This window comes from Enterococcus sp. DIV0170, from assembly GCF_051710765.1.
GTDB classification, from domain to species: domain Bacteria; phylum Bacillota; class Bacilli; order Lactobacillales; family Enterococcaceae; genus Enterococcus_A; species Enterococcus_A raffinosus.
Genome location: NZ_JBIOLG010000002.1, coordinates 45,449 through 57,924, shown reverse-complemented (window position 1 = coordinate 57,924; position 12,476 = coordinate 45,449). Strand labels below are relative to the sequence as shown.

Annotated in this window: 15 protein-coding genes; 2 read left to right on the top strand and 13 right to left on the bottom strand. The window is 37.1% G+C overall.

Annotation, left to right across the window (positions count from 1 at the left end):
• Positions 1-43 precede the first annotated feature (43 nt).
• From tnpC to IGI50_RS15875, 11 genes are all read right to left on the bottom strand, one after another.
• Positions 44-991 carry an IS66 family transposase gene (gene tnpC, locus IGI50_RS15925; protein ID WP_438777662.1) on the bottom strand — a complete coding sequence of 316 codons (948 nt, stop codon included), beginning with the start codon at positions 989-991 and terminating at the stop codon, positions 44-46.
• On the bottom strand, positions 930-1,598 hold the full coding sequence (locus IGI50_RS15920) for an IS66 family transposase zinc-finger binding domain-containing protein (RefSeq protein WP_438777660.1): 669 nt from the start codon (positions 1,596-1,598) through the stop codon (positions 930-932). Before IGI50_RS15920 ends, tnpC begins: the two co-directional genes overlap by 62 nt.
• 120 nt (positions 1,599-1,718) lie before the next feature.
• Positions 1,719-2,072, bottom strand: coding sequence for an IS66 family insertion sequence element accessory protein TnpB (gene tnpB, locus IGI50_RS15915; RefSeq protein ID WP_438777659.1), 354 nt, complete (start codon positions 2,070-2,072; stop codon positions 1,719-1,721).
• Entirely contained in the window at positions 2,062-2,244 is a 183-nt protein-coding gene (locus IGI50_RS15910; protein ID WP_438777658.1) for a hypothetical protein, read from the bottom strand. The genes tnpB and IGI50_RS15910 overlap by 11 nt, the downstream gene beginning before the upstream one ends.
• Before the next feature lie 164 nt (positions 2,245-2,408).
• Positions 2,409-3,146, bottom strand: coding sequence for a winged helix-turn-helix domain-containing protein (locus tag IGI50_RS15905; RefSeq protein ID WP_438777657.1), 738 nt, complete (start codon positions 3,144-3,146; stop codon positions 2,409-2,411).
• A gap of 56 nt (positions 3,147-3,202) precedes the next feature.
• Complete coding sequence (locus tag IGI50_RS15900; RefSeq protein ID WP_438777655.1) at positions 3,203-3,433, bottom strand: hypothetical protein; 231 nt, start codon at positions 3,431-3,433, stop codon at positions 3,203-3,205.
• An 18-nt stretch (positions 3,434-3,451) separates the two neighbouring features.
• Complete coding sequence (locus IGI50_RS15895) at positions 3,452-6,022, bottom strand: leucine-rich repeat domain-containing protein (RefSeq protein WP_438777654.1); 2,571 nt, start codon at positions 6,020-6,022, stop codon at positions 3,452-3,454.
• A complete protein-coding gene (locus IGI50_RS15890; RefSeq protein WP_438777653.1) occupies positions 6,015-6,329 on the bottom strand; it encodes an LPXTG cell wall anchor domain-containing protein in 315 nt (104 codons plus the stop codon). Before IGI50_RS15890 ends, IGI50_RS15895 begins: the two co-directional genes overlap by 8 nt.
• 1 nt (position 6,330) lies before the next feature.
• Positions 6,331-7,380 carry a DUF916 and DUF3324 domain-containing protein gene (locus IGI50_RS15885; protein WP_438777652.1) on the bottom strand — a complete coding sequence of 350 codons (1,050 nt, stop codon included), beginning with the start codon at positions 7,378-7,380 and terminating at the stop codon, positions 6,331-6,333.
• A gap of 64 nt (positions 7,381-7,444) precedes the next feature.
• Positions 7,445-8,104, bottom strand: a complete 660-nt coding sequence (locus tag IGI50_RS15880; protein WP_438777651.1) for a WxL domain-containing protein — start codon at positions 8,102-8,104, stop codon at positions 7,445-7,447.
• Positions 8,105-8,541: 437 nt separating this feature from the next.
• Positions 8,542-9,657 (bottom strand): tyrosine-type recombinase/integrase, encoded by a 1,116-nt coding sequence (locus IGI50_RS15875; protein WP_438777650.1) that lies wholly within the window; start codon positions 9,655-9,657, stop codon positions 8,542-8,544.
• A gap of 656 nt (positions 9,658-10,313) precedes the next feature.
• Here IGI50_RS15875 and IGI50_RS15870 point away from each other — a divergent pair.
• Positions 10,314-11,027: a hypothetical protein gene (locus tag IGI50_RS15870; RefSeq protein ID WP_438777649.1), complete on the top strand. Its 714-nt coding sequence runs from the start codon at positions 10,314-10,316 to the stop codon at positions 11,025-11,027.
• A 108-nt stretch (positions 11,028-11,135) separates the two neighbouring features.
• Complete coding sequence (locus IGI50_RS15865) at positions 11,136-11,384, top strand: hypothetical protein (RefSeq protein ID WP_438778428.1); 249 nt, start codon at positions 11,136-11,138, stop codon at positions 11,382-11,384.
• A 66-nt stretch (positions 11,385-11,450) separates the two neighbouring features.
• Here the strand turns inward: IGI50_RS15865 and IGI50_RS15860 are convergent, their stop codons facing one another.
• On the bottom strand, positions 11,451-11,879 hold the full coding sequence (locus tag IGI50_RS15860; protein ID WP_028020779.1) for a universal stress protein: 429 nt from the start codon (positions 11,877-11,879) through the stop codon (positions 11,451-11,453).
• A gap of 21 nt (positions 11,880-11,900) precedes the next feature.
• A complete protein-coding gene (locus IGI50_RS15855) occupies positions 11,901-12,332 on the bottom strand; it encodes a universal stress protein (protein WP_438777648.1) in 432 nt (143 codons plus the stop codon).
• Between the last annotated feature and the right edge of the window lie 144 nt (positions 12,333-12,476).

Genomic DNA, 12,476 nt, shown 5'->3' with positions numbered 1-12,476 from the left:
CGATTGTTATTCTACAATCAGGCGAGAATCGTTTTTTTTTCGATTATTTACACTTTTCTTGAACACCTACTGCCCAAGGAAGGTACTCATCTAAAAGATCAGCGGTAAGAACCGGCAAATTTGGCAGCTCCTCAAATAGGTACTGAAGATACTTTGTACTGTTGAGACCATTAAGTTCAGCCGTTTTTATGACACTTAGGATATCTCCTGATGTCTGTGCGCCACTCAAACTAGTAGAAAATAATTGATTTTTTCTACACATCACCAATTCCTTGACCAATCGCTCACTTTGATTGTTCGTTAACTCCAGACGACCATCTTCAAATACCCGCTCCATCGAGATTCGATGTTTCCCCATGTACTGAATTGCTTTATCTAATTTCGATTTTGGAACAGCTGGAATTGTTGCGATATAAGAAAAAAGTTGGTTGAGCAATGGTCTTAATTCTTCTTTTCTTTTCTGAAGGCGCACCTCTGTGGGCAGGTTTTTCCAGTCTTGCTCTTTTTGGAAACAAGTCTTAAAGACTGCCAGGACATGAGCAGCTGGATGTTCTGTCTCGCCTTGAGCTTTGGGCATAGCCTCATAGAATTTCCTGCGAACTTGAGCCCAACACCGAACGGTGAAAATGTTGGGAAGGTCATCATAACCAGTGTAACCATAACAATGAAGGTATCCCCCATACAATTTCAAGAAATCTTTGGGAATTTCCTTGCTGCGAGTTTCACTATGATGATAAATTGCGACTGGATTTTTTTCTTGAAGAGAGCTACTAAAGATCCAATAATAGGTGCTTGTCTTATTGCTCTCCAGCACTCGATAGGTCGTCTCGTCTGCGTAAGCAATGTCCCTCTTTGATAATTCCTGATGAAATCGTTCGACTATAAGAGACAAGTAGTCTTGGCTCACTCGAATATGCCAGTTCGAGATATTATCTCGTGAAATATCCAAGCCTAATTGTTGCCAATACTCTTCCTGCCGATAGGCAGGCACCTTTTAAGCGAATCGTTTCGGCCACTACGCTTGATGAAGCCAAGCTATTTTGGAGAAGCGGCTTTGGAACAGACGTTTTTTTTAGAGAAGTTTCTCCTGTTTGTTCACACACTTTACAACAATAACTGTGTTGGACATGCTGAAGCGTTTCGATTCGTGCTTGATGGAAGGAAATTTCATCTCGAACTTTTTTCGTTCCCATATCAATCATCAAGGTTCCGCAGTGAGCGCAAAGACGATCATCTTCTGTCAACTCATGATGAATTTCTTTTGTTGGGAAATTCGCCAGTTTCTTTGCTTTCAGTCCTTTTTTTCGTTGATGAGCTTTGATGGTGATCTCTTCTGTAAGAGGCGGCGGAGTTGTAGGTACATCAAATAGATCCAAGCTTATCTGACCAGAGAGTTGTTCTGGCAAGGATTCCTTGGATTTTCCATAAAGTTTATTGGTTAAGTAAGTAATTTGTTCTCTGAGTAATTGTACTTCTCCAGTCAGTGTGTCAATTACTTTTGATTGTTCTTGAATTGTACGCATTTGCTCATGAAGCATAGCGATTAATTGTGTGGTGGTTTCGTTTTTTCCGTTTTTATCATTTGCTTGACTTAACAAGTAAATGCACCACTTTCAAAATATATATTCTGTTATTATTATACCATTAACCAGATACAAAAAGAAGGAGAAATCGCATGAAATCAAGGTTTCTTGCTGATTCTCCTTTGTTTCTTTAAATTAGAAAATACCACGTTTCCCAACAGAAATTGCTTTTGGCTGATCAATGCTTAATCCTTCTAATAACCATCGAATCTGTTGGTGCGTAAGGCAACGAATTTCTTTTTTTGATCTCGGCCAACGAAGTTGTCCTTGATCCAAGCGCTTGTATAAAAGAAGGAAACCATCTTTTTCGTAATACAACATTTTAAAACGATCTCGTCTGCCGCCACAAAATAAGAAAAGAGCATCATCGTAAACATCCAGATTGTACTCATACTGGACGATGGCAGCCAAGCCATCGATTCCTTTCCTTAGATCTGTTTTTCCGCAAACAATAAAAATATGAGCGACTTTTTGATAATCAAGTATCATGAGCCATCAGCTCCTTCAATATCGTCTGCACAAGATATTGACTAGCGCCATTGTAGATAAAAATATCATGCGTTTCCGCCTTAATTTTTATTCCTATCTTAGCGGGAATTGCGCGTTTTCCTTGCGGCTGACCTTCAAGCTTAATGGCGACGACCTCTTGCTTTTCTTTCATAAAGCAACCACCTCCGATTTGTACTTGTATTGTCAGTATAGTCGGAGGTGGTTTTTGATTGTAGGTACTCAGTGGTTCGGCGCTTACATGCTTTCAATCGATAATTAGTATACTTCAAGATCGACTGTCTAGTGTGATAAAAAAAGAGATGACATTTTGCTCGGTCATCTCACTTTTTCTAAGTATTCATGTGTAATGCTTTTAGTGGATAAAAGATAACCGCTACCCCAAACCGTTTTAAGTATTTCTGGATCATAACCAGCTTGCTCTAATTTTAACTTGATTCGTTTTATAAGTACGGAAATCTGAGATAGATGTGAATTATTGGGAACATCATTCCACAAACAAGTACATAACTCTTCTCGTGTAACCACCGCACCCTCGGCTAGAATTAAACAGTCAAACACTGATCTCTCCTTATTAGATAAGCTGTTCTTAAGCCAGACGAAATTCTCCGACTCTCTTTGATTAGGATATAAAAAAACAATATTTTGCTCTTCTCTTTGATTCACCGATAGTTTTTCTGCCATCTGTTCCCTTAAATAATCAATTGAATGGTCCGCAATAATCCAGCCGTCGATTCCCATCTTTGTGATTTGTTCTTCTTCTTTCTTAGAAGGTTTACTGTTCAATTTGCGAAATAGTACTCGGTTATCTGCTTGGATAAGGGGAATTAAGACTTGTATATCATTATCTGAAATTGTCTCGCTTAAAATGATAGCTTGAAAATTTTTGAACAGTAGTTTTAAATCATTGTTTTTTCCTTCATCATAATGATCACTTACCTTTAAACGGTTGAGCAGTTCAACTGAGCAAAATATCTCATAGCTAAGGTATTGCAGTTGTTCTTGTAAAGTTTGTTCCACTAATAAATTTTTTGTCAAAATTAAAATTGGACTCATAGCATTAACCACCTTCATTAATGATTGAAGGAGCTTCTTTCACCCCTCCAATCATATTATTTTGATAAAAAGTAATTCAACTGGGCTTGCCAATCAAGATATAGAAAAATTGCCCCAGCAATTGCTAACAGCATAATGAACAGCAAGCCGCAATCTGCTAATAAAATTGTCGACTTTTTCCCATACTTTATTCGAAGTTGACTATCCTTAATAAAAAACATCAAAAAAGTGACTAGACTTATCACTGCGGTTGCACAAAAAACACCAAGCCATAATGGAATCGTCATTGAATATTTCTCCCTTCACTATGGTGTATCGTTTAACGACCAAGTTAATTTCGCATTATAAACAGTACTTTTTTCTCCAGCATTCGCTGGTAACCTCAATGTAATCTGGCTGAAAGGCATTCGCAGTTGCCAAGTTCCTTGACCTTCTCCTGTTTTTGCTGAGATTAATATTTTGGCAGATTGGCCGACTATCAACGTCGCATTTTTTTCCACTGTACTCGGTCTTCCAGGCTGAAGAGGATCGATTGTTTCTTGTGAAGTATCGCGATTAATGATTCGTTCGATAGACAGATTATTGAAGTTTACAGAAGCCCCTGCGCTATTCGGCATTTTTCGTCCATAAATGTCAGTGAAGTCAGATAGTTGTGCCGTTAACTTCCATCCGGTACTTGTTGGGCGGTCATCCTTCATTCGGGTATAAAAACCCTTTGTTTCGACATTCGTATTTGTCTGATAGCGTGTTGAGTCAAGAGAATGCGTCCTTGTCGTGGAATATATGTCTTGTATTCCATAATTGAAATACAATGGTGTAGAAACTAGAGCTAGGTTTTTATCATCTTTTGGTGTATAAGATTGCTGATCATCAAAAATTTGAATCTCATTAATTGTTTCTTTGACATATGGACCAGCATTTGTTTCATCTTTCCATTCCACTCGCCCGTTTGCCTTCAATTGATCATCAACACGACCTGTTGCTGTAGTCTTAAATGTAAAGGTAATGCTGCTCCCCTCATTTAACACACCTAAATTGTTAGTCCCATCAATATCACTCATGCTTGCCGCAACACCATTCTTTTTGATACTTGTTTGATCAATTTTTAATCCAGCAGGTAAATTCAATGTTGCTCGCACATCTTGTGCTTTGATTGGTGCCAAACTTTTAATCTTCCATGTCCATTCAACCATTTGACCTGAATGGATTTTCCGCTGGCTCGGCTTTAGTTCACTGCTTAGTTCACTAATATCGTAAAAAGAAATCGTTCCATCAAAAGATTTAGTTCCCGATGAAGCCCCTTCAGACAGCTTGCTGCCATTGTAAAAAAAATTAATACGCTTCCCAACTAGTGAAGCAGTGGTAAGATTTGACAACAAAATTTTATCGCCACTGTAATTAAAGACAGGTGTTGGAGAAATTGTTCCGTTTGTCGAAGTTAGTCCTGTTTGAGCTGTCGTACGTAAAACATCGATTGTCGCTTTCCCTTCAGTGATGAACGGTCTTGGTGCTGTGACGGCTTGACTTTTAGCATTTAAAGTAGTTAACAGGTTCAGTCCATTTGCGCTAGTAATATCCTTTAGCTGATTATTACTACAATCCAGTTTTGTCAGATTTTTGCTTGAACTCAGAGTTAAATCAGCTAGCTGATTTGAACTACAATCTAATTCGCTGAGTGCGATACATTTTGTTAGATTTAATTTAGTCAATTGATTGTTGCTACAGTTAAGTGTTTCTAGCTGTTCATAATCGCTCATGTTAAGGTCAGTCATATTATTGTTATTGATATTGAGGGAGACTAATTTTTTATTTCCACTATTAGTCAATTGACTCAATTGATTATTCTGACATTCAAGTTTCTGCAGTCCAGTAAATCGGCTGACATCCAAGTTGGTCAATTGATTATTAGAACAATAAAGCTCTTTTAAGTTGGGAATTAAAAAAAAATCAGCACTCAATGTTTGTAATTGGTTATTGCTGCAATTTAGTTTTTCTAAATTTTTACAGTCTCTTAGATTTAGAATGTCTAATTGAGGGAGATTTGAGCAATCAAATTCCGTTAGACCAACACACTGGTTCAGATCGATACTGGTCAAAGGATTACTACCACATATCAATATCGCCAGAGCTCTACATTTGCTTGTATCTAAACTGGTCAACTGGTTTCTATCACATATCAACCTGCCTGTGGAAGCTGGAAGTGGGCCCTCTCCAAAACTCGTTATTTGATTGTTGCTGCAAGTGAGATAATTTATAGAATTCTGGCTTATATCCAAACTAGTTAATTGATTGTTCTGACACTCCAAAGTTCCTAGTCTCTGATTCTTACTTATATCCAAACTTGTTAACTGGTTGTCCTGACAAAACAAATGCCATAAAGCTGTTGCAAGTTCAATGCCCTTTAGACTAGAAAGATTTTGATTACTAACATCTAAACTAGTGATACTCTTCATAAACGTTCTTGTCATCGGTCGAGGTGCGGCCTTCAGGTCTCTTCTTATTGCATCTGCAAAATTTTTATCAATATCATAAGAAGCATCTCCTGGTAAGCCTTCTATTAATACATCACTTTCTGCTTGAGTAACTATCGATTCCGCAGTTTGGTTTTGTATTTCAGAAGCTTGACTTCCTTCAATAATAGGATCCAGAGTATCTTTAGATTCAATTAGATCACTTGAAGTATCAGTACTCTCTTCTTGTGATGAACGTGTTAACTCTACCGTTTGATCATTCTTCAGCAATAGATCCTCCGACACTGAACCAAGAGTGGATTCATTTGTAGAAGACTCTTTCAAAGGCTCAGCTGTTACTAAGCTCGTTGGAAAAAGAAAAAGGAATAAACCACCAAAAAATAAAATTTTACTGAATTTATTCATTCTCTTCCTCCTCTCTCAGTTGAGTAACTAGAAATCCCCAAAAACAGGAACATAAACATAACAAACCTAAGAACTGCACTCCATGCGTATGACTATCTCCTGTCTGAGGCAGTCTTCTGCTGCGAAACGTATTCCCTGAAGCGATGTATCTTGTTTCAGTCGGCACATTGATTGGCGGATCAGCTTCTCGCTTAACTGATTCTTTAGCAAAACCTATCCCAACTGGAAAGTAAGCCTCTGCTCCCTGCGCTGAAATCGGAAATGAACTGACGATAATCAAACATAAAAGAAAGATGATTTTCTTCATATTAATTACTCCCTTTCAGCCATTGCCGCTGACGACGAACCAAATACGCAATCAACCCTATCATCGAAAGAATCAACCCTGCGCCTCCAAATGGTACCCATTTGGGAATGTGAATTCGATAAACTGTTTTTTCATTCACTTTGCTGGCATGTTTATTTCCTACCTTAAACTCCTTCTTCCAGCTCCAAGTTTTCTCCTTACCCTTGGCTTCCCCTTTAAAAATGTAAGTGCCTGGTGCGAAACGATCCAAGCCTAATAGAATTTCGAAATTGAAATTCGAATTAGGTGCTACAGAGAAATTTTCTATCTCACGCTTGGCTATAATTTTCTTTTCCCCTTTTTTTACTACATTACCTTTTAGAGTTAAATCTTGTGCCACCTTTGGTTGATCATTTTGAATGTTTGCGCTGATTGCTTTTCGACCATTGGATAAAGCTAACTGAACCTTTCTTACCTGTAGATCGGCTCCACTATTAAAGGTACTTTCATCTTCCGTCAACATCAAAGCAATTACTCGCGCATATTCTGATGACAACCCGTTTTTAGTCTTCTCTTTTTGATCTGGCATTCGAACAAATCTTAAAGAACCCAACTTAACTCCAGAAAATCTTTCTTTTGGTGCATTGATTTCATACTCAATAGTTTTTTCTTCAAAGTTTTGGACAGTTACTTTTTTTAGATTGTTTTTTACTTTGACTAAATCAGTAATTGGATCATTTAAACTTTCATCTAATTTTGGATTCTTTTTTGCATAATCAATCGCACCAACAGAACTACTAACAGCATCATGGACGTTAATATCTACTGTTACTGGGTCTTTTTGGGTACTGATAACCTTTGCTCGAATCGTTTGTTTTTTTGAGGGTGCAACTTTTAAGTAATAATATGTCCTTGTTTTATCGACTTGATTATCGGGAATCACACTCTCCACAGTGAAACCCGCAGGATTTTGTGTTGCTTCCTCAGCCTGTCCAGCAATTGGGAAAAAGAAACTCATCCATAAAAAAAGAAAGACAAGACTTACTTTTTTCCCTTTTTCCCATTCCATCATGACGCCCTCCTCCAATAAAAAAGGGGAGAGGAGATGCCTCCTGCTCCTCTTTCTCTTACTTTTTTTAAAGTGTGTCATCCAGAGACCAAGTCAGAGTCCCTGAATATTGTCTACCTTCTTTTGCAACGCCAGCTGGAACGTTCATTTTGATTCCGTCCATCTCTAAAGCAGTAGTCCCTTTATAAGATGAAGTTGATGATCCGTTATCTTCCATAACTTTCTTTGCAGTTCCACCTTGTTCTAAAGTTTGCGTTGCACTAGGCACTGTAGCCGTATGAGCAGCAGTTGGCTCAACAATTGAACCTGGTGATTCTGGTGCAGCAGTTCCTTGGTAAGCTTGTGTAGCAGCACCGAATTCTAGCGTAGCACCAGTTAATTGTGCACTACCACTCATAAGCTCACTTAGAGAAACATTCAATTCCCATTTGTCTGAATTACTTTCTGTACGCTTGTCATTTACAACCACATATTTTTTTGCAGCTGAATCTTCGTTGTATACTGTCGCACTTGAATTCACCTTGTTAGCACTACCGAAATCCAAATTACCTGGTGCCCACTTGATTTCTAGGTCATCTCCGCTTGTACCTGGGTTGTAGTCTGTAAACCCAATTCCAGCATCTGTAGTAACAGTGTCTGTTTCACCAGCTAACGCAGTCCCTCCTGCCATGCAAACACCTAATACGCTTGCACTGGCTAATAATCCAGCTAATAATTTTTTCTTCATCTCTTTTTCTCTCCTTTTTTTGATTTTTTTCGAGATTTATATATCAAGAGGAAATCCTCATTGATACCAAAAGGTAACAAAATAATATGGAATAGCATGTTATACTAACTTGATGAGTCAAATTCGAGTTATCTTGTTTTAAATAATAATAAGTACTAATTCAATAAAGGCTTAGCAAAGCTAACAAATACCTTTGACGGCTTATATTGACGATTTTTATCCAATTGAAAACACCTGATTAAATAACAGAAGCGCATTTTTTTCACGAGTAATTCTTAATATTCTCTTAATATTATGATCAACTACCAATTTATTTTAGTATTATCCAAAAGTAAATTAATGTTAGCGCTTACTTTAAAAAGGCATAGAAATTCTATGCCATCGGGAAAAATTAAGTTATTTTCATTAAGCTTTATTTTAAATTTAATAATTTTCAATCAAACAGCAAGATTCTCAATAGCATACACAGCCATGGTCCGTTCTTCTAACATTGAGTCAGAATATACATCAAGTGTCATTTTTGTTGAGGAATGACCCAGTAATGCACTGACAGATGCAATTCCAACTTTAGCTTCTAAGCAGCGAGCTGCGAATGTATGACGTAGTTGATGAAAATGGATGCCTTCAAGATTTGCTCGTTTCCTAATTTGATGGAAATGATAAGTTAATACACGTGGTTCACATCCTTTACTGCCTATTGAGAATACAAATTCACTTGTATTTTTTTCTTTCAACCTCTCTAGTAATTGTTGAACTTTTTGATTCATAGGAATGATTCTTTGAGAAGCATCGCTTTTTACCGAGTCATAGTTCACTATTGTCTTTCGGCCTAGAACATCTTGTATTCGATTGCATGTTTTATTGACTGAAATAATCCCTCTTGCAAAATCGACATTTTCCCATTTTAGTGCTGCAACCTCACCAATCCGCATTCCAGTATTTAACGACAATGTTACAGCCTGTGCTTTATCTTCTTTCGAATCCTCTATCGCTTCTATTAGAGTTCTTTGTTGTTCAATCGTCAATGCACGAACTTTCTGTATATTTTTTTTTGGTAATTGAACATTCTCACAAGGATTTTTATATACAATCCCGTATTTTTTCGCATCATTGAGTGTCTTCCGTAATAAACAAATAATTATTTGAATGCTATTCGGTGAAAGTCCTTTTTCAACGAATAAATCAATAACTTCCTGGATTCGCTCTGCTGATAATTGATACAACGGCAGCTCTCCTAATTTTGGAAGAAGGTACCGAGAGAGTTTGTAGCAGTAATCTGAGTACGTTGATGCCTTAATTGTTCTTTGAACATCCTTTTTCCATTGGACAATCCATTCGTGATAAGTTATCAAACTTTTTCCATATAGTTCGATCATTCTTTCCGACTGCTGCTTTAACGGGAACAGCTTTTCTCTGACATCAGAGTAGGTTTTTCCATACACGTAACCATACTTAAGCCTGCCGTTACTCTTTCTACCAGTTTTATATCGTCCTTCCCATCTTCCATCCTTCCTATAGTAGATATTGTCACCTTTTCTTGATCGGCTGTTCATAAAATAACCACTCTTTCTATCTAGTTTGACGAGTATATCTGACGGTCATTGCAATTATTACTTTTCATTAAACTTTCTAGATGAATTCCACTATTAACTAATCTAAAAAATCAAAAAAAGAAGAATAACTTTTAAATTATTATTGCAATTCTTTTTATAATATCCTATAATTTGTAATGAAAAGCTAATGATAAGCCGACATGAGATATTTTATTCTGATTATTTGTCATTTTTCCTGTTTTTATTTAAAACAAGTAAAATGAATAATTGATAATTAAAAGTGATTTCCTTACTTTTCCACTTTGTCTTACAAACAACAAAATCAATTCCAACCATCAAATAGAATCCTTCTCTGATGGTTTTTCTTTGTCCTTTAACTCCTTATTTCTTCCTCATTGTTCGTTAGAAAACGTCATTTTTCTTTTTTCACAAGAAACTTAAATTTTAAAATAAATAACGAACATAGTCAATGAATATTAACTATTATTGGCGGATTTTCCATCTAATTAGAACGAAAATTAAATGTGATTTCAATTGTTTCCATAAGTCAATTTCTGTAAGACGTTTCCCGATGCGTTATCCTTTAAATAATTTAAGGAAATTGAATAGTTATTTTTAGATATACTGTAGCTATTAAGAATTGAGGAGTGATGCACATGTCAAATGAAAAGTATTTTGAAAGGGTTTTGTACAACAAGAGGATGTCTGTGGATTGGTTGAATTTGTTAGAGGATGCGTCGGATTTTAATCACCTTGATTTGAAATCGATTACAGCGCTATTGTCGGCTCCTTGTGACTTGGGAACCGTGATTATTCGTGAGAATGAGCATTCTTTTTTTAGCGGCAGTCCCATGGAAGCTTTGAGAATTTTTTATTCTTCGCATCCTTTTTTTGATTATTCGGTGACGCAGCGCTGTTTTAAGCTGATCGAGGGGTTTCCTTCTTATAAGGTTCCTTTTGTGAGTTGGCACTATATCCTGTGCCCTTTGGAATCACCGGAGAACGGGGCTTGGTTGAACCCGCTGGAGGTCTATGAGGAGGAGATGATTCAAGGAAAATGCTATGCGGAATTGATCAATGGATTGGTCTTAGAGCTTCCTTTTCAGAAGCGTAGTTTCTTGAATCAAGCTGAAAAGGCGCTCTACTCCTTATGCTACCTGCGGCGTGAGTATATGATCACGACTCGTACAAGCGGAAATCCCCTCAGTTATATCGAACTGGCAAACACGCCTTTTCTACAGACACTGAGTCAGCAGCCTCTATTACAGAGCTGGTTCACTGATCGTGGGGATTTTCATCAGCACTACTTTAGTCAGGTGTTAATGGATCATCAAAATCCGTCGAAAAGCAAACTAATTAATTCAGTTTAATCTTCTATTTTGTTAAAATTCGATAAAAAGGAGGCTCTCTATGGAAAACTTGGTAGAATTTTTAGAAACAATTGAAAATGTAAAACAACGAGAAAAACTGCGAGACTTATTCCAAAAATACTAAAGGATTTTCCTGAACTCGAGACACGTATTGCTTGGAATCAGCCTGTGTTTACTCACCATGAAACATTTATCATAGGCTTTAGTGTTTCAAAAAATCACTTCTCCGTTTCTCCCGAAGTCTTTTGCTTAAACAAATTTATCGAAGAAATTAAAAAAACTGGTTACACTTATACAAACAATATTTTTCGTATTTTGATCCTTGGAATTGTGACACGTCTTTTGACCAAAATGTAACCAATTGACTATACTTGTGACGAGAAAAAAAGTTTTGGCGAATTTAAAACATCCGCCAAAACTTCTTTATCTTACCACCATTACGTTACAAGGTGCATGATTCACGATATACCCACTGGTAGATCCTACTAGTAACCGTTGGAAACGACCTTTACCAGTAGCTCCAACATAAATTAAATCAATCCCATATTGTTTCGGCAATTCTTCCGTCAACGCTTTTTTAGGATTTCCGATATATTGAACGAGCTCCATATTTTGATAACGTCCCCGTTCAGCCAGCTTCTCTAGGTATTGTTTTGCCCGTTGTGTTTCTTCAGCCAGGATATCATCCATCGGCTGGGCACTGCTCATTAAAATACTGGAATCATCAATGACTTGGACAACATACAATTTGGCCTCATTTCGTCGAGCCGCACCGATTGCTTCAAAGAAAGCCCCCTCAGACTGATCCGATCCGTCAACAGCCACCATAATATTTTTATATCTACCAATCATACTATCCGCTCCTTACTTCAATTATCGAATCACCGTCACACTACATGGGGCATGGTTCACAACATACGCCGCAGTAGAGCCTATGCGTGATAAACTGATTTCCCCTTTTCCCGTAGCTCCAAGGTAAATCATATCTACATCATTGTCCTTTGCAAATTCAACGATTTTCTCCTTTGGACTGCCTAAATCAACAAATGGTTCAATATTTTCAAATTCTTTGCGAGACGCATCATGTACTTTTTTCAATAGTTCTTTTTCAACTTGTTCTTTTTCTGCCGCGTAAATTTTACTGAAAGAAAACGCGCTTGTGGAGAGTTCACTGTCATTAATGATTGAAATAACATTCAACTTAGCATCATGGCGTTTAGCCGCTTCAACTGCTTCAGCAAAAGCATGTTCTGAATGCTCAGACCCATCAATTGCTACTAAAATATTTTTGTAGTTATCAAGCATTGTAACCGCCTCCTTTATTTAAGTATAAAGGAAAACAAGAAAACTGTGAAACGAAATCACCTTTTTTCTACTGATCCAAACAAGAAAAGATCCTTACATACAGGAACGTCTAAAAATCCAAACTATTTTTTCTATTGTGAGCAT